A 21,592-nucleotide genomic window follows, 5' to 3' on the forward strand; every position below is an offset into this window, starting at 1 on the left:
GGCGGGCCCTCTTCACCGGACCACCGTGCTGCCCGTCGCCAACTCCTCGATCCGCGCCAGTACCTCCGGCGACGTAAGGCTCTCCCCCAGCAGGTTCGGTTTGCCCGTCCCGTGGTAGTCGGAGGAACCGGTCATCAGCAGACCGTGTTCGGCTGCCAGGGCGCGGAGGAAACTCCGACCCTCTTCAGGGTTATCCCGGTGTTCAACTTCCACGCCCAACAGGCCGGCATCGATCATGTCCCGGTAGGTGGCCTCCCCTACGGTGCGTCCCCTGGACGATGCCACCGGATGGGCGAAGACGGGAACGCCTCCCGCTGCGCGGACAAGCTCGACGGCGAGGGCGGGGTCGGGTGCATAGTGCTGCACGAAGTACCGCGAATGTGAGGTCAGGATGGTGGTGAAAGCCTCGGTGCGGTCGGCCACGACTCCCGCTGCCACCAAGGCATCGGCAATGTGTGGCCGGCCTACGGTCGCGCCGGGAGCTACGTGGTGGATGACGTCATCCCACGTCAATGGATAATCCTCGGACAACAACGTGACCATGTGCTCGGCGCGAGTGAGGCGGGCGTCCTTGGACTTGGTGATCTCCTCCAGGAGCCCCGCATGGCTGGGATCGTGGAGGTAGCTGAGCAGGTGGACGCTGATCCCCTTCTCCGTTCGGCAGGAAATCTCCATGCCCGGGACGAACGCGATGCCATGTTCCCTTGCCGCGGCTGCTGCCGGTTCCCAGCCATCCGTGGAGTCGTGGTCGGTCAGGGCGACGGCGTCGAGCCCCGCGGCCACGGCGGAAACAATCACGCCGGCCGGGGTCTGCGTTCCGTCGGAAACATTCGAGTGCGTATGCAGGTCTATCCTCACTTTCCCAGCCTATGGGATGAGCGCCTGCTTGGACGGTTGCGCCGTTGGCCTCCTCACGGAACAGGTGGGACTATGTAACGGTGAACGATGCCGAAAGCACCCAAAACCTGGACTCCTCCAATTCCCAGCCGCTGCAGGAGCGCGTCAACAACCGCTCACAGAGGCCCACGTCTGATGCCTTCAAGGCATTCATGGCAAGCAACTGGGCTCCCGCCCCGCAGGTGACCCCTGCCCGGGATGCCGTTGCAGACCACGCGGCCCGCCGCCGTCGTACCATCTCCGAACTGTTCAAGGGCGAACGGCTTGTTATCCCGGCCGGGCCGCTGAAGGTCCGCTCGAACGACTGCGACTACCGCTTCCGCCCCCACTCCGGCTTCGCGCACCTGACCGGGTTGGGCCTGGACCACGAGCCCGACGCCGTCCTGATTCTTGAGCCGGTTGCCGAAGGAAAGGGCGACGACGGCGGTCACCACACTGCCACGCTCTACTTCCGTCCGCTGGCCGGCCGCGATACCGAACAGTTCTACGCAGACTCCCGGGCCGGCGAGTTCTGGATTGGTGCCCGCCCGACGCTGGCTGAATTCGAAGCGCGTCTGGGGCTGCCCACCGCGCACATCGCCGAGCTGGAAATGGCGATTACCAAGAACGTTGGTGCCCCGGAGATCGGTGGCATCTCCATCCGTTTGGTCCGCAAGGTTGATGAGAACATCGACGCGCTGGTAGACACCGCCCGCTACAACACTGCCAAGGATCCCGAGAACCTGGACCTCGGCGAACTCGATGCCTTGGACGAGAAGCTCAGTGAAGCCCTCTCCGAGTTGCGCCTGATCAAGGACGTATGGGAAATCGAGCAAATGAAGATCGCGGTGGCTGCCACCGTTGAGGGCTTCGCCGACGTCGTCCGCGCCCTTCCCCGCGCCCTCACCCACCCCCGCGGCGAGCGTGTTGTTGAAGGCGCGTTCTTCGCACGGGCCCGCGAAGAAGGCAACGAGCTCGGCTACGACACCATTGCAGCTGCCGGCAATAATGCAACTGTCCTGCACTGGACCCGAAACTCGGGAACGGTCAACGCAGGGGAACTTCTCCTCCTCGACGCGGGTGTGGAAGCCGACTCCCTCTACACTGCTGACGTCACCCGGACAATGCCGGCGACCGGTACCTTCACCGACGTCCAGCGCAAGGTCTACGAGGCAGTACTGGACGCCGCCGACGCCGGTTTCGCCGCAGCACAGCCCGGCGTGAAGTTCCGCGACATCCATACAGCGGCCACGACCGTGCTTGCTGAGCGCCTGGCCGACTGGGGTCTGCTGCCAGTCTCCGTCGAGGAAGCCATCAGCCCCGAAGGCCAGCAGCACCGCCGCTGGATGCCGCACGGAACCAGCCACCACCTGGGCCTGGATGTCCACGACTGTGCCCAGGCCAAGCGTGAGCTCTACCTGGACGGAATCCTTACCGAAGGCATGGTCTTCACGATCGAACCCGGCCTGTACTTCAAGGAAGAGGACCTGGCAATCCCGGAGGAATACCGTGGGATCGGTGTCCGGATCGAGGACGACATCCTGATGACCGCGGACGGTCCCGTCAACCTCAGCGCCGCCCTGCCGCGCAAGGCGGACGACGTCGAGTCCTGGATGGCGGGTATTTACCAGGACGCCCAGGGCTAAGCTGCCGCTTCAGGCAGGCCCATCACGGCAGCAAAGAGGGAAGGCCATCGGTAATCCGGTGGCCTTCCCTTTGTCTACTGCGCTATTGCTTGTGCGGGCCCTCAGGACCTGCCTGCTGCGCATCGTCTTGCGGGGCATCAGCTTGTCCCTCATTGACCCGCACCCCGTACTGCGGACGGCCATCGGGCAGGTCCGGGTATCGGACGGCTGCCGGCGTCGGGTTTTGCACGGGCTGTTGGGCGCCGACGGGAGCGCCCTGGCCGTTGGCACTGTCCTGGCCGGATTCGGGACCGCGTTGACCGTAGGGGTCGTTCCAGGTGGTGGGGCGCTCGGGGGCTTGGCCCGGTTGCTGGAACGGCTGGTTCTGCGGGGCGTAGCTGTTCTGGTGTGCCTGTGACGGGTTCATCGGCAGCTGCTGGAGCAGCCGGCGTGCCTCATGGGACGCTTCCCGGGCCACGATGACGTCATAGTTCGTGGCCACCACCTGGCTGGTGGAGGTGAAGTCGCGCTTGCCGCGCTGGGTGGCGTAGGTGACGATGCCGAAGAGCATAAAGAAAGCCGCACCCATCAGTACCGAAGTGATGATGGAGAACGGACCGCCCGCGGGAGTGAAGAAGGAAAGCATGACCCCGACGAAGAGGCCGAACCACATGCCGCTCAGCGCCCCGGACAACGCAACCCTCGGGTAGCTCAGGCGGCCGGTGACACGCTCCACCATTTTGAGGTCGTTGCCAACGATCGACACCAGCTGAACCGGGAACTGCTGGTCAGCGAGATAGTCCACCGCCTTCTGGGCATCCAAATAAGAGGTGTATGAGCCCACGGTGTCACCTTGGGGGACGCTGCGGGCTTCCTCGATAGCTTTGGGACCACCAAAAATGTTAGACATAGCCCCATTGTGGCCCATGGATATGTGAAGCGGCTGGAATTCAGCTAAAAGAGAGCAGACTCGGTAGCCTGTAAACATGAGCACACATCCTTCTCGCGTCTTTGTGGCGCGCCTTCTGGGCTTGGACGTCTTCGACCCCTTGGGCGATCGTCTTGGCCGGTTGCGGGACGTCGTGGTGCTCTCCCGCGGGACCCGCGGTGCGCCACACGTCGTCGGCATCGTCGTCGAAGTCCCTGGCAAGAAACGCGTCTTCGTTCCCATGACCCGCATCACCTCCATCGACCAGACCCAGATCATCTGCACCGGGTTGGTCAACCTGCGCCGCTTCGAACAGCGCGGCGCGGAAACGCTGGTGGTGGCGGAGATGTTCGACCGTCGCGTCACGCTGGCCGATGGCAGCGGGGACGCAACCATCGAAGACATCGCCATGGACCAGCACCGCTCCAAGGACTGGTTCGTCAGCAAGCTGTTCGTGCGCCGAGGACATTCCTTGTCGCCCTTGAGCAGGCTCCGCCGCAACGAGACCCTGATCATTGACTGGGCCGACGCCCAAACCGGAGGCCACAACGAGCCCCAGGCGGCCACCCAGTTCGTTGCCACCCACGAAGACCTCAAGCCTGCCGACTTCGCTGAAGCCCTGCAGGAGATGAGCGACAAGCGACGCTTTGAAGTAGCCAGCGAGCTTCAGGACGAGCGGCTCGCCGATGTCCTCCAGGAGCTTCCGGAGGATGACCAGGTCACCATTCTTTCCGCGCTGGATGTCGAGCGCGCCGCCGACGTCCTCGAGGAGATGGACCCGGACGACGCCGCCGACCTCCTTGCCGAGCTTCCTTCCGCGCAGGCAGAGGAACTCCTGCAGTTGATGGAGCCCCAGGAAGCCGAGGACGTGCGCCGCCTCCTGGAATATGACGAAGACACCGCCGGTGGTTTGATGACGCCCGTCCCGGTGATCCTGCCACCGGAGGCCACGGTCGCCGAAGCACTGGCCCACGTCCGGCGCGAGGAACTCTCTCCGGCGCTGGCGTCATCCATTTTCATTGCCCGCCCGCCCTTGGAAACGCCCACAGGACGCTTCCTGGGTGTCGTGCACATACAACAGCTGCTGCGGTTCCCTCCGCCGGAACCCTTGGGCAACCTCGTGGATAAAAACCTGGAACCGGTCTCGGACCAGGCCCACATCAGCGAGGTGGCCCGGACCCTGGCTACGTACAACCTGAACTCGCTTCCAGTCGTGGACGACGACGGCCGCCTCGTGGGGGCGGTGACTGTTGATGACGTGCTGGATCACCTGTTGCCGGATGACTGGCGCGCCCACGAGGACGACGCCCCTATAAGGAAACTTGGAGGCCGCATTGGCTGAGAACAACGCCACCCGACCCCCCAGGAACACAACACGCCAAGGCAGCAGCCTCGATACTCCACTGAGCGGCCGTCAACGGATCCTCCCCAAGTTCTCACCGAACCCGGACGCTTTCGGCAACGCAACAGAGGGCTTTGCCCGTTTCATGGGAACGCCGCAGTTCCTCGTCTACATGACGATTTTCTGTGTGTTCTGGCTCGGGTGGAACACGTTTGCGCCCACAGAGTGGCAGTTCGACCGCATGGAGCTGGGCTTCACGCTCCTGACGTTGATGTTGTCCCTGCAGGCCTCCTACGCAGCCCCCCTGCTGCTGCTGGCCCAGAATCGTCAGGACGACCGGGACCGCGTCTCGTTGCAGCAGGACCGCCAGCGCGCCGAACGGAACCTCTCCGATACCGAATACCTGACCCGCGAACTGGCCTCCCTGCGTATTGCCCTGCGTGAAGTTGCCACCCGTGATTACGTCCGAGCCGAACTGCGCAGCCTCCTGGAAGACATCATCGATGCCCAGGAAGAACTCCGCGACAGCGAAACCTCCCCGGATGGAGCGGAGTCGCCCGGCGAGAAGGTCAAAGAGAAATTGAAGGAGAAACGGGACAAGTCCAGGGGTCCGCGCACGCAGCAGATCCCCAAAGTGCGCGCACCCCGGGCCGCCGGGCCACAACACTCCACCGCCAAGCCTTCCACTGACACCCCTGAAAGCAGGGCCTGAACCTTATGAGCACCGCTACTGCCGAGGCACTGCAGGTTGCCCTGGCAACGGTTATTGATCCCGAGCTCCGCCGCCCCATCACGGAATTGGGCATGGTGGAATCGGTCTCCGCCGCCGACGACGGAACGGTTCACGTTGCCGTCCTGCTGACCATCGCCGGATGCCCACTGCGGGAGACCATCACCCAGGACGCCACGGAGGCACTGATGCGCCTCGACGGCGTCACTGGCGTCGACGTCGAATTGAAGGTCATGACACCCGCCCAGCGGGAGGCCCTGAAGGAACAACTCAGGGGCCCGGGCGGACAAAGGGGCATTCCTTTCACCAAGCCGGGTTCGCTGACCAGGGTCTACGCGGTCGCCAGTGGAAAGGGCGGCGTAGGCAAGTCCTCAGTCACGGTCAACCTGGCCACTGCCTTGGCCGCCCAAGGACTCCGGGTGGGCATAGTTGACGCGGATGTGCATGGTTTTTCGGTACCGGCCCTGATGGGCATCACCCAGAAACCGACCCAAGTGGACGACATGATCCTGCCGCCCGTGGCCTATGGGGTGAAAGTCATTTCCATCGGCATGTTCGTTGCCGGCAACCAGCCGGTTGCGTGGCGTGGACCCATGCTCCACCGTGCTTTGGAACAGTTCCTCACCGATGTCTACTTCGGCGATCTCGATGCCCTCTTCCTCGACCTGCCTCCGGGGACCGGCGACATTGCAATCTCCGTGGCCCAGCTGCTGCCCAATGCCGAGATCCTGGTGGTCACCACACCGCAGGCCGCAGCTGCCGACGTCGCTGAACGTGCCGGAACGATTGCAACGCAGACCGGCCAGAAAGTGGCCGGCGTGATAGAGAACATGTCGTTCCTGGAAATGCCCGACGGCGGCCACATGGAACTTTTTGGAAGTGGCGGAGGTGCCATCCTGGCTGAGCGGTTGAGCGCCGCCGTCGGAAGCGACGTCCCGCTGCTGGGGCAGATCCCCCTGGATATCCGGCTGCGCGAGGGAGGCGACGCAGGAACGCCTGTAGTCCTGGCAGCCCCCGAATCCGCAGCGGCCAAGGCCCTGGCAGGAATAGCAACAAAGTTGGCATCGCGTCCCCGCGGACTTTCCGGGTTATCGCTGGGCATCGAGCCCCGGTAAGACCCCTTTCAACAAGAGGCTGAGGCCTAAGTAGCCTCGGTGTCGAAAGGAGCGGCTTCGCCCTCGGCGAGCCGCTCAATGACCCGCGCAGGCGCCTTGGGCTTGGCTTCGGTAGCTGCAACCGCAGCGGTGGCCGCCACGGCCGGGGCCCCCGCGCTGACCGGCTTGGTGTCATCATCCAGCAGGGCGTCCTTGATGATGCGCCGGGGATCGTACTGACGGGGGTCGTATTTCTTCCAGTCGACCTCATCGATATCGATGCCGACTTCTTCTTTGATCTGCTCGCGGGCGCCGGAAGCCATCCGGCGCACTTCCTTGACCAGGTTGGCGAGCTTTTGAGTGTATTCGGGCAAACGGCTGGGACCGATGACGAGTACGCCGATAATCAGAAGGAGTATGAACTCCGGGCCGTTGATTCCAAGCACGCTACGAAGATTACCTTGTCTGTGGTGCCGCTCATAAACCAGCGGGGCGAAGAAGGGTCTGAAGGCCGCGGAGCAGCCTGGGGTACCAGGCCTCGGAACCCCCGGCACCCTCATCGTCCGCCAAGGACTGACCCGCCCGGACTAATTCCGGAACGGCGTCGTCCGCGGACTCAGCGGGAAGATCGGACGCATAACTGATCACGGCGGCAGGCGTGGAGTAGACGGCCTTCCATGGGCTTCCCTGGGTGACGGAGAGCTGCGCCGGGTTCGACGCCCCGGGAACGACCTGCCCGGCAGCACGGTGCTCCTCGACGATGGTGGCGAAGTGGCCGTTCCTTTCAAGCCTCAGCTCAACAGCCGGATGGGCATCAACCATCCTGGCGTGGGCAGAGACAACCTTGAAACCCGCTCCGGCCAGCTCTGGACACGCCCACCCTTCCTGCCGAAGTGCGTCCAACTGGGCGGCATTCAGGGTAATGGTGCCGCCGGCTTGGAAAGCAGGTGCAACCGCGGACTCCGATGGCCCGCCGGTCCATGCACCGGCGAGGAGGCGGGCGTCGTTGGTTTGTACAAAAGTTTGCGGCCCCTCTTCCCCGGCCACGATGTACGCCGAGCCAGCCAAGGCGCCGGCTGATACCGTCAAGGTCCCCGCAGCAATGGCTGTTACCCGGAACCCGCGCCGGATTCGGTTCCGGGGCGTCGGGGTTTGGAAGGAATGCGGGGATTGGTTGGCAAGCCGTTCAGTCTGCTGGATGAGCCTGGCGGTGAGATCCCGGCTGGCCTCAGGCACTGCAGCACTGCGCAGGCGTTCAATGTACTGCCGTTCCTGGCGAAGAAGGCCACGGCACTTTTCGCAAACCTGCACATGTTCCGGGTTTCGGGAATGGCGCAGCGAAGTCAACTTGCGCCGGGACAAAACTCCCGGGCGATCAGGACGTCGGGGCATTGACGACCTAAAGGATGCTGGCGATGCGTGGCATCTTCAGGCGCGGCTTGCGGGCCTCAGCCGGACGCGGGTCGCGGTGGGCCAGTTTCTCGCGCAGCATGGTCCGCCCACGGTGGATCCGGGACCTGACGGTCCCGAGCTTTACGCCCAGGGCCTCTGCGACTTCGTCGTAGGACAGTCCCTCGAGATCGCACAGCACGACGGCGGCGCGGAAGTCGGGAGGAAGCTCCTCCAGGGCCCGCTGGACGTCGAGGTCGAGATTGTTGTGCTCGAAGCTTTGCTCGGGGCCGGGCTCACGGCCGGGCAGGCGGGACTCGGCATCCTCCGCCAGGGCGTCGAAACGGATCCGGCTCTTTCGGCGGGCCTGGTCCAGGAACAAGTTGGTGGTGATGCGGTGCAACCAGCCGTCCAGCGTTCCCGGCTTAAAGTTCTCCAGCGAGCGGAAGACCCGGACGAAGACCTCCTGGGTGAGGTCCTCGGCGTCGAACTTGTTGCCGGTCAAGCGGTAGGCGAGGCGGTATACCTTGGCGGAGTGGTTGGACACCACTTCCTCCCAGCTGGGCATGACCCAGTCGGTGGCGGCCTCAGGGCCTTCTGATACAAGGACTGGCGCAGCATGGGATGCCGGCATCGTCCACTCCCCTCAAACTGTGGTTCACCGTTTATTCGGCGCCGCCCACCTCGTGGATGACCGGAGCAATATCATCCCAAGTTTGTCTGGGAATTACCTGACTGGACGTCGTTTTTCCCGTACGGCTGAAAAGCCGGGCTGACACAGGACGGGAGCCACTTCCCAACAGCCGGTTTACCGGGGCGGACACAGTAGTCTGGTACAAACACCCCTACCCGCGGAAAGCGAATCCCTTCATGAGTGCCGACAAGTCAAGCAGCTGGTCCTACGCAGAAGATCTGCCGGCTGAGGATGACGTGATGTTGCGCGCCCGCGAGCGTTCCTTCGAGTTGGGCGTGACACCCATCAGCCCTGGGGTTGGGGCGGTCCTGACGGTGCTCGCAGCGGCGTCCAAGGCTCAGACTGTGGTGGAGGTCGGTTCCGGCGCCGGGGTTTCAGGTGTCTGCCTGCTCCGCGGACTGGGACCCCAGGCTGTGCTGACCACCATCGATGTTGACGTCGAGCACCTCAAGGCGGCCCGGGAGGCCTTCCTCGAATCGGGCAGCCCCGCCAACCGAACCCGCACCATCTCAGGTCGCGCGGCAGATGTCCTCCCGAGGCTGACCGATGGGGCCTACGACCTCGTGTTCATCGACGCAGACAAGCCAAACTTTCCCAAGTACGTGGAGCAGGCCATCCGCCTGCTGAAGTCCGGGGGCACGCTGGTCATCAACGACGCATTGGACAAGGACCGGGTTTCCAACCCGGCAGCACGTGACTCCACCACCGTGGTGCTTCGCCAGATCGGAAAAGCCATCCGCGACGACGACCGGCTCGCCTCGGCCATGCTGCCCACCGGCGACGGCCTCTTGGTGGCCGTCAAGAAATAGGTGACGGCCGCCGTCGGGCCTTAAACAAAAAGCAGGGCTCCGGCTGGCGCCGGGCCCTGCTCCGAAACTCTATTCCGTCACACCTACGAGGCATTCCTTGAGGTTTTCCGCTTCGGCGGCATTGAGCTCGACCACAAGCCGGCCTCCACCTTCGAGCGGCACACGCATGATGAGGCTGCGTCCCTCTTTGGTAACTTCCATAGGGCCGTCGCCAGTACGTGGTTTCATAGCCGCCATTAGGAAAATCCCCTCCATTTGTCCCAAGTCACGCCAACCCGGCCGGGCTGGTTCCGCGTCGCAATTGCAGCCGGCGGCACTGCTTGGAGGCCGCCATGGCCGGGCACTGTTAGGTGCTTTGTCCCTGCTCTTGGGTCCATTATCCCGTACTTACCCGTCCGTAGCGAAATCAACGGCCTGTTTGTGCGGGCTTTGTACAAATTGGCGGTCAGGGACAAAGGTCCACGTCAGGGCGGATAGTCGCCGCCTCCGGGCAGCTGTGCCCACGCCCACAGCCACACAACCCAGACAATCTGGAGGAGGACAAACATCACCACAACGGTCCCCCGGTAGGCCTTGGACTTTGACAAGGCCGCAGCCCCGAGCGCCAGGGGGAACAATGGCAGCAGCATCCGGAATGTACTGGTCTGCGGGTGCAGGAAAACCAGGAGGTAGCCCATGTAGCAGGCGCACCAGAGCCGCAGTTCGGGCCCGAGCCTCTTCACCGGAGCGGACACCATCAACAGCACGAAGAGGGCGGTAAAGACAAAGGGAGCCAGGACACCCAGCACCGGACCGAACAACATCCGGCCGGTATCGAACCAGGGTTTGAAGGGCACCAGGTCATGTCCACGCCAGGCGGTTTCGGTCCGTGTGTAGGCGGCAGGATCGCCTGTAACGGCCCAGGCTATGGCGAGCCAGGCGAGGGCACCGATTCCCGTTGCCACCACCAGCGCGCCCAGGGATACGAGGCTCCGGGTGGACGGGGTATTTGCAGTGGAGGGGCGCCCGAACCTTTCCCAGAGGCGCCAGAGCAGCAGCAAACCGACCATGGCAGCGAAAGGTACGCCCGTGGGCCTGGAGAGGCACATCACCAGGGTTACCGGAATGGCTGTCAGGTAGCGGCGCCTGACCACCAGGAGAAGCGACGCGGCAAGCAGCAGCAGGTTCAGCGACTCGGCATAAGGGACTTGGAGGATGGGGGACACCGGGAACGTGGAAACGAAAACAACGCCCCACATGGCTGTGCGCTTGCCTGCGAATTCCCGGAAGAGCTTGTAGATCACCAGGGCTGCTGCCAGTCCGGACACCATTGCGATGGCCGTGAGGGCCTGCAAGGTGCCCAGCCCCGTCATGGCAGCCACGCCGCGCCCCAGGAGCGGGAAGAGAGCATAAAAGGCCCAGGCGTTCTCCTTGACCACGCCGTTGGCGTCCACAGGCAGGACCGCGGGATAGCCGCTATCGGCAGCTTGTTGGTACCAGCGGCCATCCCAGATGGTGATGAAGTTCCAATAATCAGGGGCGGGCGGGAACCAGGGGTTGGTGCCCTGTTGAAGTGCCGCCGCCATGAAGATGCAGGCGCTGACCAACCGGGCGGCGATAAAGACCAGCGAAACCTGCAGCCACCAGGGCCACGTGGCCATCCTTGATCCGGCAGCCGCCAAAGCCCGCGAAAGCCGCGCCGCGGGTCCTTCGCCGCGCCGGGCCGGAGCCTGCACGGTCACTGTGGGGTCCGGCCGGTTTCGTCGTCTCCGGACTTTTGCTCCGCCAACGCCCCAAGTCTCGCGATTTCGAGGTCCTTGGCCCGCAGCTGGTTCCTGAGCTCATCGAGCACCTGATCCACCTGGTCCATCCGGTAACCGCGCAGCCCCAGCGCAAAACGCACGGAATCGACGTCGGAAGGCAGCGCCTCCGCAGGCAGCAGCACCGGGGGCAGGTTGGGAAGGGGGTCGTCGAGACCCGCGCCCATCGTGCGCCCCCGGACCAGTCCGGCGCCGAAGAACAGTGCCGCACCAACCAGGACGATTGCGAGGAATACCAGAAAGAAGCTCACAGTGTCCATCGTGCCAGAAACACGCTGCTACTCGGGGCGCTGCTCCCCTGTCGGTGTGGGAAGAGGCGCACCGTGGAGCACGCGGTGGACGGCATCTGCGGGGTCGTCCACCAGCTGGATCAGGTCGAGGTCCTTTTCTGACACCATGCCTTCGGCAACCAATGTTTCCCGGATCCACTCGATCATCGGACCCCAGAAGCGGACGCCGAGGAGCACGATGGGGAAAGACGTCACCTTGCGGGTCTGGACAAGGACCATGGCTTCAAAGAGTTCGTCAAGTGTTCCGAGACCGCCGGGAAGCACGACGAATCCTTGTGCATACTTGACGAACATGGTCTTGCGGGCGAAGAAGTACCTGAAGTTGATGCCAAGGTCCACCCACTGGTTGAGCCCCTGCTCGAAAGGCAGCTCGATGCCCAGTCCTACAGAGACTCCGTTGCCTTCGACAGCGCCCTTGTTCGCTGCCTCCATGGAACCCGGTCCACCGCCGGTAATGACTGCCACTCCGGACTCTGCCAGTTTGCGGCCCACTTCAACGGCCATCTCGTAGTACTCGCTGCCCGGCTTGGTGCGGGCCGACCCGAAGACACTGACGGCGGGGCCGAGGTCGGCCAGCGCCCCGAACCCTTCCACGAACTCACTTTGGATCCGGAGGACGCGCCAGGGATCAGTATGAATGAACTGTCCGGCACCGCTGGTATCCAGCAGGTGCTGGTCCGACATTCCCGTATCCGCCTGTTTGCGTCGAAGCTCCAAGGAGCCCTTGTGCTTGGCGGGTGCGATCTCCGAAGGCAGGGGCACGTGGGTGGTCCTGCCGTTGCCGTTGGCATCCGGGTTGGGAATTGAGTGCTGGCTGATGCTCATTGCCCAAGGCTAGCGCCTCCTGGCGCCGGCTCCATCGCAGCGACCCGCTTCTTGCATTGCAGTCTGGTATATGCCTGGGGAGCAGGTTTCTGTTCAGTCACGATCTTCACGAAGTTGCCGTGACCGTGGTCATATTTGCTTCTTTGTTCGCTAGATTCTTCGTATGACTACTCAAGCGTCCGGCGATGCCCTCGTCTCCCTGAATGGCGTCAACAAGCACTACGGTCAACTGCACGTCCTCAAGGACATCAACCTCCAGGTTCGGAAGGGTGAAGTCGTGGTAGTTATCGGACCTTCCGGTTCCGGTAAGTCCACGCTGTGCCGTGCGATCAACCGTTTGGAAACGATCGACGACGGCGATATCGCCATCGACGGGAAGAAGCTTCCCGAAGAAGGCAAGGATCTCGCCCACCTGCGAGCCGACGTCGGAATGGTCTTCCAGTCCTTCAACCTTTTTGCCCACAAGACGATTCTTGAGAACGTCACCCTCGGGCCCATCAAGGTCAAGAAGGTAGCCAAGGGAACCGCGGACAAGGAAGCCATGGCGCTCCTTGAGCGTGTCGGCGTCGGACACCAGGCTCCGAAGCTTCCCGCACAGCTCTCCGGCGGACAGCAGCAGCGCGTGGCAATTGCCCGCGCCCTTGCCATGAAGCCCAAGGTGATGCTGTTCGACGAGCCCACGTCCGCGTTGGACCCTGAAATGATCAACGAAGTCCTGGACGTCATGATCCAGCTGGCCAAGGAAGGCATGACCATGATCGTGGTGACCCACGAGATGGGCTTTGCCCGCAAGGCTGCTGACCGTGTGGTGTTCATGGCCGACGGACAGATCGTGGAGGACGCGAGCCCGGAGGAGTTCTTCACCAACCCGAAGAGCGACCGTGCCAAGGACTTCTTGTCCAAGCTTTTGACCCACTAGCTCCTTACCGCCCGCACCCTGAGGCCGTAAGGCGGCCATCCAATGAAAGGAACATCATGAAGTCTCTTATTAGCCGGAGGAAGTCACTCCTGGTGGCCGCTTCTGCTGCTCTTGCCCTGTCGCTGAGCGCCTGTGGCGGCGGCAGCTCCACCACTCCCCCCGTGGCTTCCGCGAGCTTCGAAGCCGGCACCACAATGGCGAAGCTGAGCGAGGCCAAGACGATCAAGATCGGCACCAAGTTCGACCAGCCGCTCTTCGGACAGAAGGGCCTGGATGGCAAGCCGGTCGGTTTCGACGTTGAAATCGGCAAGGCCATCGCCGCCAAGCTTGGCATCCCTGCAGACAAGATCGAATGGGTGGAGACGGTCTCCCAGAACCGGGAGTCCTTCATCGAGCAGGGCCGCGTTGACCTCGTCATCGCCACATACACCATCACGGACGCCAGAAAGGAAAAGGTCGCCTTCGCAGGCCCGTACTACGAAGCAGGCCAGGCACTTCTGGTGAACAAGGACGACAACTCCATCACCAAGCCCGAAGACGTCAAGGGCAAGAAGGTCTGCTCCGTGACCGGATCCACACCGGCAAAGACCATTGCCGAGAAGTACGGCGCCGAGGTTGTGCCTGCGGCTACGTACACCGCTTGCCTGGAGCCGCTGCGCAACAAGCAGGTTGTCGCCGTGACCACTGACAACGTCATCCTCGCCGGCTACGTGGACAAGGAACCGGACGCATTCAAGCTCGCCTCGGACCAGACCTTCACCAAGGAGCCCTACGGCATCGGCCTGAAGAAAGACGACACCGTGTTCCGCAACTGGATCAACGACCAGCTGGAAGGATTCGCCAAGGACGACACGTACAAGAAGGCTTGGGAAGCCACAGCCGGCAAGGTCATCAAGACCGCTCCTGAACTTCCTGCGATCAACCGCTACTAGTCGGGACCCATCAACTGCCGCCGCCCACCCGGACGGCGGCAGTTGATGAATCCAGGACCCTGTTCCCTGATTAGCTGCAGCCAAAGGAAGCCATGGACGCCGTCATAGCAAGCCTCCCCGAATACTGGGACGGATTTCTCCGAACCCTTTATCTCTCCGTAATTTCAGGAATCATTGCCCTCGTTGTCGGCACACTCCTGGCGGCCATGAGGGTCTCCCCCGTGGCAGCACTCCGCGGCTTCAGCATGTTCTATGTTGAAGTAGCCCGTAACACCCCCCTGACCATTATTTTCTTCTTCGCAGCCATCGTTCTCCCCCGGCTGGGCGTCAAATTCGAACAGTTCGAAGTGGCCGCCATCATCGCCCTGAGCAGCTACACCGCCGCGTTCATCGCTGAAGCAGTCCGTTCCGGCGTCAACAGCGTCCCCGTTGGCCAGGCCGAAGCTGCCCGCAGCGTCGGCATGACCTTCACCCAGGTCCTGGGCTTCATCGTCCTGCCCCAGGCCGTTCGGACAGTGGTCCCGCCGTTGATCAACATCCTGATCGCTTTGGTCAAGAACTCCTCGGTGGCCGGTGCGTTCTTCGTCCTGGAGCTCTTCGGCTACGGTCGCCAGCTCTCGAATGACTACGGCAACCAGGTCCTCTGGATCCTTCTTGGGGTGGCCTTCTTCTACCTCCTGATCACGGTTCCCCTTGGCCTCCTGGCGCACTTTGTCGAACGAAAGGTGGCGATTGCCCGATGACCTCGGTCCTGTACGACGTCCCCGGGCCCAAGGCCCGCCTTTACTCGCTCATTGGTTCCGCTGCCGGAATCCTGATCATCCTCGGCGTCCTGGCCATTGCCGTGATGACCCTGGCCCAGCAAGGCATCTTCGACGCCGACCGTTGGGAAATCTTCTACGGCCCCATGGCTCCGGATGTCTGGAACCTGATCGGCCAAGGCATACTCTCCACCCTTGCTGCTGCTGCGGTGGCCGCGATCATCGCCTTCCCACTGGGAATCGGCCTTTGCCTGCTGCGTATCTCGCTGATTCCGTGGGTCCGTATTCCTACCCAGGTGGTGCTTGAGTTCCTCCGCGGCATGCCCGTGGTCCTCATGATGTTGTTCGTCCTGCTGGTGTTCGCCACGGGGCAGTTCCAGGCAGTCGTGGTTGGCCTGGTCCTCTACAACGCAGCCATCTTCGCGGAGATCCTCCGGGCCGGTATCCAGTCGCTGCCCAAGGGCCAACGCGAAGCCGGACTGGCCATCGGTCTGCGCAGCTTCCAGTCCCGGATGTCCATCGAATTCCCGCAGGCAGTCCGGCGCATGCTTCCCTCGCTGGTCGCCCAGCTGGTTGTGCTCCTGAAGGACACCTCGCTCGGTTACATCGTGGGCTACGAGGAACTGCTGAGGAAGATCCAGATCATGGCCGACTTCCTCGGGCCGAACTTCCTGTTCCCGGCGTTCTTCGTAGGCGCTGCGATCTACATCCTGATCAACCTCACGGTTTCCCGTATCGCGATCTGGATTGAACGCCGCGGTTCCAGGAAGACGGCCGGCGGCACGGCCAAGGCCACCGCTGCAGGGACAGTTCCGACGGCTAAGTAAAGCCTCCGGCAAAGACTAAGGCGGGTACCGGTTCAAACCAACCGGTACCCGCCTTCTTCGCGCTATGGGGCACGTTATGCCGACGGCGCCAGCCACGTCCGGAGTGCACGCAGGCACTCGCGGATGGCATCGGCGTCGACGTGTTCGTTGTCCTTGTGCGCCAGCAGCGGATCGCCCGGGCCGAAGTTCACCGCCGGGATGCCCAGCTCACTGAAACGCGCGACGTCGGTCCAACCGTATTTGGGCTTGGGCTCAGCACCCACGGCGGCAACAAAGGACGCGGCAGCGGGGTGGTTGAGCCCCGGCCGCGCGCCTGCAGCGGCGTCTGTCCGGACGACGTCGAAGCCTTCAAGGAGTTCACGGACGTGGGCTTCGGCTTCGTCGGGAGACTTGTCCGGGGCGAAGCGGTAGTTGATCTCCACCACGCAACGGTCCGGGATGACGTTGCCCGCGGTGCCGCCGTTGATCTTCACCGCATTGAGGCTTTCGCGGTAGTCCAGGCCATCAACATTGATGGTCTTGGGCTCGTAGGCAGCCAACCGCTCCAGGATCGGGGCTGCGGCGTGGATCGCGTTGACGCCCATCCAGGCACGTGCCGAGTGGGCTGTTTCACCGAAAGTCGTGGCTTCGAAGCGGCTGGTTCCGTTGCACCCGCCTTCCACCGTGCCATGCGTCGGTTCCAGCAGAATTGCGAAGTCGCCCGTCAGCAGCTCACCGTGGTTGCGGACCAGCCGGCCCAATCCGCTCTTGACCGCCTCCACTTCCTCATGGTCGTAAAACACGAAGGTGACGTCCTTGTCCGGCTGCCGACCGCCGTCGAACAGTGTTGCCGCCAGCGCGAGCTGAACCGCGACGCCGCCCTTCATGTCCGTGGTGCCGCGTCCGTAAAGCACCCCCTCTCCCGGGGTTCCCGATTCCCAGGTTGCCGGGACTGTGCCCAACGATCCCTCGACCGTCGGCAGGGGGACGGTGTCCAGATGGCCGGCCAGGATGACGCGCTCGGGGAGGCCAAGTTCCGTCCGGGCAATGATGGCGTCTCCGTCCCGGACCACCGTGTACGCCGGAATGGCCCGCAGTGCGGACTCGACGGCGTCGGCCAGTTCGGTCTCGTTGCCGGAGACACTATTGAAGTCGATGATCGCGGCCGTCAGGAGGGCAACGTCCTGGCGCAGGTCAAGGAGGGCGGGGGCAGGATTCAGGGTCACACGTTCAGCTTAATGCCAACAAATGCGACTTCTGCGGCGTGAGACGGGTTTTAGCCCACCTCTGCGTGCTGGATAGACTTGGGCCATGACTGAAACTGCTTCTTCCGCTGCGCCCGCAACCGCGCCCACCAACGATCGATCAGCTTACGGATTCGGCCTCGCCACCATAGCCACTTCGGCCTCGGGGGAAGCAACGGTCCTGGACGTCTGGTTCCCGGCACCGGCCCTCGGTGTTGCGGCCGAGACCCTGCGCGACGTCGAAAACGCCGACCCCGCGCTCACTGCGCTGGCGGAAGAAGGCAAGGATGCCGACCGCGGCACCGAGCAGAAGGTGGTCTTCGCTCAGATCGACCTCGACGCCGCCCCGGCGGACACTGCCGACGCCTACCTTCGTCTGCACCTCCTCTCCCACCGCTTGGTCAAGCCGAACAGCATCAACCTCGAGGGCGTCTTCGGAAAGCTCCCCAACGTGGTCTGGACAAACTTTGGCCCCGCCGCGGTTGAGGGCTTCGAACTGACCCGCGCCCGCCTGCGCAAGCGCGGCAACGTAGTGGTCTACGGTGTGGACAAGTTCCCGCGCATGGTCGACTACGTGGTTCCCACGGGCGTGCGCATCGCCGACGCCGACCGCGTCCGCCTCGGTGCCCACCTGGCCGAAGGCACCACGGTGATGCACGAAGGCTTCGTGAACTTCAACGCAGGAACCCTGGGCACCTCCATGGTTGAAGGCCGCATCTCTGCCGGTGTCGTGGCCGGCGACGGTACCGACGTCGGTGGCGGCGCGTCCATCATGGGCACCCTCTCCGGGGGCGGCAAGGAAAAGATCGCCTTGGGTGAACGGGTACTCCTCGGCGCCAACTCCGGCGTCGGCATCAGCATCGGCGATGACTCCGTGGTTGAAGCCGGCCTCTACGTCACTGCCGGAACCCGCGTCCGCGTGCCGGGCCCCAAGGACGAGAACGGCGAAGACACCAGCCAGATCATCAAGGCCGTGGAACTCTCCGGCGTTCCCAACCTGCTGTTCCGCCGCAACTCCACCACTGGTGGCGTGGAAGTCCTTCCGCGCAAGGGCCAGACCGTGGAGTTGAACGAGGCACTTCACGCCAACTAGCAGGAGGACACCAGTGCGCCGGTTCCGCCGCGCCATCGTAGCGGTGCTGGCCCTGGCCCTTGTTGCAGGGGCCATCTACGCGATCGTGGCTGTACTGCAGCGCTCCGAGACCCTGGTCACGGAGCGCTGCACCGCCGTCGTCGGTTCTGAAAGCCACGAGCTCGCCACGGACCAGACCGCCAACGCATCGCTCATCACGGCAATCTCCGTCAAGCGCGGGCTGCCGCCCAGGGCGGCGAGCATCGCCCTGGCCACCGCCATGCAGGAATCCCGGCTGCGCAACATCAACTACGGTGACGAAGCCGGACCGGACTCCCGGGGGCTGTTCCAACAAAGGCCGTCGCAGGGCTGGGGTACCGAGGCGCAGGTCATGGACCCCGTTTACGCCACCAATGCGTTCTATGACGGCCTGGTCAAGATCCCGGGCTACGAGACCATGGAAATCACGCAGGCGGCCCAGGCAGTCCAGCGCTCGGCTTTTCCCCGGGCGTACGCCCAGCATGAGCCGATGGGTCGGGCCTTCGCCTCGGCATTGACCGGCCATTCGGAATCCTCGTTGAACTGCGAACTCCGCATGCCTGAAGCGGCCGGTGACCCGGTCGCCGTCGTCGATGAACTCACGACGGCGTTCGGCACCCAGCCTGCCTCGGTCCAGGGCCGCTCGGTGCAGCTGGAGGTGACCGGAACCCAGGCGTGGGCCGTGGCCCATTGGGCGGTGGCAAATGCGAAGGCCCTGGCCATCACCCAGGTGGATGTGGCGGGGCAGACGTGGAACCGTGAAAAGCGCGATGGCTGGCACGCGGCTGCCGCCCCCTCGGACACGGTCACGATCACGGTGTCGGCTCCCTCCACGTGAGTTTTTGTACAGTTAATGCCCTTAAGAAGCTCTCTTAAGGGCATTAGGTGTACAAAAACTCCATTAGGCGAGGAGTTCGACGACGGGTTGGACGTAGCTGCGGAAGGCATCCGGTTGGGACATCAGCCTGTGGCTCATGATCATGGTGTTGGGCTCCAGGTACCAGGCGCGGGGTTCGTTGAGCGGCAATTCGATGATGGTGAGATCAAAATCCCGGGAGCTTCGTCCAACCTCCAGCAGCCGGTCCTCCACCATCTCGCTCAGGAGCCCGGTCATGCCGCTCGCCGCGCGTTCGGCTTCCAGGCGGGCGTATTCATCAATCCTGTCCGTAGCCCATCCCAAGGCGGAGCCGAAGTGCGCCTGCAGCACCCTTTGCAGCGCCGGGGAATTGCCGAACGCCTTGAAGCTCGGGGGTGCCAGCTCCGACACCGGGTTGGGATAGGACTTCAATAAGCTTTCCCACCATGCCTCCCACTCGGTCTTGAGGGCATTGATGCCGCCGACATCGGAGGTGAGGTGGCTGTGGTCTGCGTGCCGTACTTTGGGGTCTGCATGGGAGAGGCTGGGCCTACCCGCACCGTCCAGGCCCGCGACGTCGCGCAAGTACAGTGCGATGAGCATCGGTCCGGACGTGTCCATGGTGATACGCCAACCCTGGCCGTCTGATACGTGCATCCCTAGACCTTCCGCAGCAGGATACCGACACCACCCAGTCTATTCCTGATCAGCGGCCCTGTCCCATGCCGGTGCGGGGGCCCATGCCGGTGCGGGGGCCCATGCCGGTGCCTACGGCACTGCAGGCTCCGACAAGGACCTCAGGTGGGCAGTGAGGACATCGCTGCACACCTCGGCTGTCATCCATTCGGGTTGCAGCAGGGCGTGCATGCACAGCCCATCCATGGTGGCCAGAAGCCGCTCCGCCTCGGTGACCAGGGTCTGCTGGTCGTCGGCCTGGCCGGGGTTCAGGAGCAGGATCAGGCGACCCACAATCGCTGCCACCGTCCTGTGGCTCCGCTCAGCTTCCGGGGCCAGGACGGGTTTGATGCGGGCAGCGTGCCGGAAGGCCATCCACACGCAGGCATCGACGGCGAGTTCCTCATCCAGAGGCAGGAACTGACCCAGGAGATTCAGCACGGCAGCATGTTGCCCCGGACTGCCGGGCTCTTCTTCCTCCACCAGGGCCAGCGCTGCTTCGAGCCGCCCGGCGATGCGCTCTATTACGGTCCCGAAAGAGAAGATGAGCAGTTCATCGCTGCTGGCAAAATAGTGACGGACCGAGCCCACTGCCAAGCCGGCTTCATCCGCTACCTCCCTGAGGGAGGCCCGTTCCAAACCATCGCTGGCGATGATCCTGAATACGGCTTGGACGACTTCCTGGCGCCGGGCTTCGGCATCAACAATTTTGGGCACTAATCGTTTTTAGCACGAACGTGCTTCCACGCGGCTCAACACAGAGCGGCGTGCCTCCGATTTCCGATAGCGTAGGGACCATGAAAATTCTTGTCACGGGTGGCACCGGCTATATCGGCTCCCACACCGTCTTGTCCCTTCAGGAAGCCGGCCACGATGTCGTCGTGCTGGATAACCTGGTGAACTCCAGCGAGGAGTCACTCCGCCGCGTGTCCGAGCTGACCGGCAAGACCGCTGCCTTCCACAAGGTCGACCTGGTGGACGAGCCTGCCGTTGAGGCAGTGTTCGACCAGCACCGGATCGACGCCGTCATCCACTTCGCGGGCCTCAAAGCGGTTGGCGAGTCCGTCCAGGAACCCCTTGCCTACTACTACAACAACATCGTGGGCACCCTGAACCTGCTCCGCGCCATGGACAAGCACGATGTCCGCTCCATCGTCTTCAGCTCCTCGGCCACCGTGTACGGCGAGCACAACCCGATCCCCTACATCGAGAAGATGGAAATCGGCGCCAACAACCCCTACGGCCGCACCAAGGAACAGATCGAGGACATCCTCTCCGACCTCGGCAACGCGGACAACCGCTGGCACATAGCACTGCTGCGCTACTTCAACCCCGTGGGCGCCCACCCGTCCGGGCGCATCGGCGAAGATCCCCAGGGCATTCCGAACAACCTCGTTCCGTTCATCGCCCAGGTAGCAGTTGGACGCCGCGAAAAGCTGATGGTCTTTGGCGGGGACTACGACACTCCTGACGGCACGGCACAGCGTGACTACATCCACGTCGTGGACCTGGCAGACGGCCACGTAGCAGCCCTGAACTACATCGCCGACCGCGCCGGTGTCCGTCGTTGGAACCTGGGCTCCGGCCGCGGCTCCTCCGTGCTGGAGGTACTCCGGTCCTTCGAGAAGGCCGTGGGCCAGCCGATTCCCTACGAGATCACCGGCCGCCGCGCTGGCGACCTCCCCGCCTTCTGGGCCGACGCTTCCTCTGCCTTGGCTGACCTCGGTTGGTCGACCACCAAGACCGTGGACCAGATGTGCGAGGACCACTGGCGCTGGCAGAAGAACAACCCGTACGGCTACAACGCGACCCAGCCTGCCGCGGCAAACAACGCCTAGGCGCCCAACAGCCAACGCAACCAACGACGGCGGGCCCCCCCCGCCCGCG

The 21,592-nt window shown here is 63.5% G+C and carries 24 protein-coding genes; 12 read left to right on the plus strand and 12 right to left on the minus strand.

Features of this window, described 5'->3' with window-relative positions; translation table 11 throughout:
• Positions 1-12: 12 nt before the first annotated feature.
• A complete protein-coding gene (locus tag ACFUOZ_RS05390; protein WP_377545495.1) occupies positions 13-858 on the minus strand; it encodes a PHP domain-containing protein in 846 nt (281 codons plus the stop codon).
• 80 nt (positions 859-938) lie between these two features.
• On the opposite strand from ACFUOZ_RS05390, the gene ACFUOZ_RS05395 reads away from it, so the two are divergent.
• Entirely contained in the window at positions 939-2,522 is a 1,584-nt protein-coding gene (locus ACFUOZ_RS05395) for an aminopeptidase P family protein (protein ID WP_377545497.1), read from the plus strand.
• 82 nt (positions 2,523-2,604) lie between these two features.
• Here the strand turns inward: ACFUOZ_RS05395 and ACFUOZ_RS05400 are convergent, their stop codons facing one another.
• A complete protein-coding gene (locus tag ACFUOZ_RS05400) occupies positions 2,605-3,411 on the minus strand; it encodes a general stress protein (RefSeq protein ID WP_377545499.1) in 807 nt (268 codons plus the stop codon).
• 76 nt (positions 3,412-3,487) lie between these two features.
• On the opposite strand from ACFUOZ_RS05400, the gene ACFUOZ_RS05405 reads away from it, so the two are divergent.
• Genes ACFUOZ_RS05405 through ACFUOZ_RS05415 form a run of 3 tightly spaced genes read left to right on the plus strand, consistent with a single transcriptional unit; the run spans position 3,488 to position 6,616 of the window.
• A complete protein-coding gene (locus ACFUOZ_RS05405; protein WP_144659714.1) occupies positions 3,488-4,771 on the plus strand; it encodes a magnesium transporter MgtE N-terminal domain-containing protein in 1,284 nt (427 codons plus the stop codon).
• A complete protein-coding gene (locus tag ACFUOZ_RS05410) occupies positions 4,752-5,483 on the plus strand; it encodes a DUF1003 domain-containing protein (protein WP_377545501.1) in 732 nt (243 codons plus the stop codon). The genes ACFUOZ_RS05405 and ACFUOZ_RS05410 overlap by 20 nt, the downstream gene beginning before the upstream one ends.
• Positions 5,484-5,488: 5 nt before the next feature.
• Entirely contained in the window at positions 5,489-6,616 is a 1,128-nt protein-coding gene (locus tag ACFUOZ_RS05415; RefSeq protein ID WP_377545503.1) for an Mrp/NBP35 family ATP-binding protein, read from the plus strand.
• Positions 6,617-6,642: 26 nt separating this feature from the next.
• Here ACFUOZ_RS05415 and ACFUOZ_RS05420 read toward each other — a convergent pair whose 3' ends face one another.
• From ACFUOZ_RS05420 to sigE, 3 genes are all read right to left on the minus strand, one after another.
• Complete coding sequence (locus ACFUOZ_RS05420) at positions 6,643-7,041, minus strand: Sec-independent protein translocase TatB (protein WP_377545505.1); 399 nt, start codon at positions 7,039-7,041, stop codon at positions 6,643-6,645.
• A gap of 31 nt (positions 7,042-7,072) precedes the next feature.
• On the minus strand, positions 7,073-7,831 hold the full coding sequence (locus ACFUOZ_RS05425; protein WP_377545507.1) for a hypothetical protein: 759 nt from the start codon (positions 7,829-7,831) through the stop codon (positions 7,073-7,075).
• Positions 7,832-7,994: 163 nt separating this feature from the next.
• The gene (gene sigE, locus ACFUOZ_RS05430; protein ID WP_377545509.1) at positions 7,995-8,618 is read right to left on the minus strand and encodes an RNA polymerase sigma factor SigE; all 624 of its coding nucleotides are present in this window, start codon (positions 8,616-8,618) and stop codon (positions 7,995-7,997) included.
• Positions 8,619-8,854: 236 nt separating this feature from the next.
• On the opposite strand from sigE, the gene ACFUOZ_RS05435 reads away from it, so the two are divergent.
• A complete protein-coding gene (locus ACFUOZ_RS05435) occupies positions 8,855-9,487 on the plus strand; it encodes an O-methyltransferase (protein WP_377545511.1) in 633 nt (210 codons plus the stop codon).
• A 69-nt stretch (positions 9,488-9,556) separates the two neighbouring features.
• Here the strand turns inward: ACFUOZ_RS05435 and ACFUOZ_RS05440 are convergent, their stop codons facing one another.
• From ACFUOZ_RS05440 to ACFUOZ_RS05455, 4 genes are all read right to left on the minus strand, one after another.
• Positions 9,557-9,724: a DUF3117 domain-containing protein gene (locus ACFUOZ_RS05440; RefSeq protein WP_064721643.1), complete on the minus strand. Its 168-nt coding sequence runs from the start codon at positions 9,722-9,724 to the stop codon at positions 9,557-9,559.
• 227 nt (positions 9,725-9,951) lie between these two features.
• Complete coding sequence (locus ACFUOZ_RS05445) at positions 9,952-11,127, minus strand: hypothetical protein (RefSeq protein WP_377545562.1); 1,176 nt, start codon at positions 11,125-11,127, stop codon at positions 9,952-9,954.
• Positions 11,128-11,204: 77 nt separating this feature from the next.
• A complete protein-coding gene (locus tag ACFUOZ_RS05450) occupies positions 11,205-11,546 on the minus strand; it encodes a DivIVA domain-containing protein (protein WP_377545514.1) in 342 nt (113 codons plus the stop codon).
• A gap of 18 nt (positions 11,547-11,564) precedes the next feature.
• Entirely contained in the window at positions 11,565-12,401 is an 837-nt protein-coding gene (locus tag ACFUOZ_RS05455) for a TIGR00730 family Rossman fold protein (RefSeq protein WP_186313518.1), read from the minus strand.
• A 163-nt stretch (positions 12,402-12,564) separates the two neighbouring features.
• On the opposite strand from ACFUOZ_RS05455, the gene ACFUOZ_RS05460 reads away from it, so the two are divergent.
• From ACFUOZ_RS05460 to ACFUOZ_RS05475, 4 genes are all read left to right on the plus strand, one after another.
• A complete protein-coding gene (locus ACFUOZ_RS05460; RefSeq protein ID WP_144659707.1) occupies positions 12,565-13,320 on the plus strand; it encodes an amino acid ABC transporter ATP-binding protein in 756 nt (251 codons plus the stop codon).
• A 56-nt stretch (positions 13,321-13,376) separates the two neighbouring features.
• Positions 13,377-14,252 carry a glutamate ABC transporter substrate-binding protein gene (locus ACFUOZ_RS05465; RefSeq protein WP_377545517.1) on the plus strand — a complete coding sequence of 292 codons (876 nt, stop codon included), beginning with the start codon at positions 13,377-13,379 and terminating at the stop codon, positions 14,250-14,252.
• Between the two features lie 92 nt (positions 14,253-14,344).
• Positions 14,345-14,995 (plus strand): amino acid ABC transporter permease, encoded by a 651-nt coding sequence (locus ACFUOZ_RS05470; RefSeq protein ID WP_262275505.1) that lies wholly within the window; start codon positions 14,345-14,347, stop codon positions 14,993-14,995.
• On the plus strand, positions 14,992-15,840 hold the full coding sequence (locus ACFUOZ_RS05475; RefSeq protein ID WP_377545519.1) for an amino acid ABC transporter permease: 849 nt from the start codon (positions 14,992-14,994) through the stop codon (positions 15,838-15,840). Before ACFUOZ_RS05470 ends, ACFUOZ_RS05475 begins: the two co-directional genes overlap by 4 nt.
• 74 nt (positions 15,841-15,914) lie before the next feature.
• On the opposite strand, the gene dapE is transcribed toward ACFUOZ_RS05475, so the two are convergent.
• Positions 15,915-17,045 carry a succinyl-diaminopimelate desuccinylase gene (dapE, locus tag ACFUOZ_RS05480; protein ID WP_377545521.1) on the minus strand — a complete coding sequence of 377 codons (1,131 nt, stop codon included), beginning with the start codon at positions 17,043-17,045 and terminating at the stop codon, positions 15,915-15,917.
• Between the two features lie 85 nt (positions 17,046-17,130).
• On the opposite strand from dapE, the gene dapD reads away from it, so the two are divergent.
• Together dapD and ACFUOZ_RS05490 are read left to right on the plus strand one after the other, a co-directional pair.
• Positions 17,131-18,156 (plus strand): 2,3,4,5-tetrahydropyridine-2,6-dicarboxylate N-succinyltransferase, encoded by a 1,026-nt coding sequence (gene dapD / locus ACFUOZ_RS05485; RefSeq protein WP_377545523.1) that lies wholly within the window; start codon positions 17,131-17,133, stop codon positions 18,154-18,156.
• 13 nt (positions 18,157-18,169) lie between these two features.
• On the plus strand, positions 18,170-19,012 hold the full coding sequence (locus ACFUOZ_RS05490) for a hypothetical protein (protein WP_377545525.1): 843 nt from the start codon (positions 18,170-18,172) through the stop codon (positions 19,010-19,012).
• A 63-nt stretch (positions 19,013-19,075) separates the two neighbouring features.
• Here the strand turns inward: ACFUOZ_RS05490 and ACFUOZ_RS05495 are convergent, their stop codons facing one another.
• Positions 19,076-19,687 carry a hypothetical protein gene (locus ACFUOZ_RS05495; RefSeq protein WP_377545527.1) on the minus strand — a complete coding sequence of 204 codons (612 nt, stop codon included), beginning with the start codon at positions 19,685-19,687 and terminating at the stop codon, positions 19,076-19,078.
• Positions 19,688-19,798: 111 nt separating this feature from the next.
• Positions 19,799-20,422, minus strand: a complete 624-nt coding sequence (locus ACFUOZ_RS05500) for a TetR/AcrR family transcriptional regulator (protein WP_377545529.1) — start codon at positions 20,420-20,422, stop codon at positions 19,799-19,801.
• Positions 20,423-20,502: 80 nt separating this feature from the next.
• Between ACFUOZ_RS05500 and galE the strand changes: the two genes are divergently transcribed.
• Positions 20,503-21,543 carry a UDP-glucose 4-epimerase GalE gene (gene galE, locus ACFUOZ_RS05505; RefSeq protein WP_377545531.1) on the plus strand — a complete coding sequence of 347 codons (1,041 nt, stop codon included), beginning with the start codon at positions 20,503-20,505 and terminating at the stop codon, positions 21,541-21,543.
• The last annotated feature ends 49 nt before the right edge of the window (positions 21,544-21,592 follow it).

It is taken from the genome of Paenarthrobacter sp. NPDC057355 (genome assembly GCF_042667405.1).
Classification (GTDB): domain Bacteria; phylum Actinomycetota; class Actinomycetes; order Actinomycetales; family Micrococcaceae; genus Arthrobacter.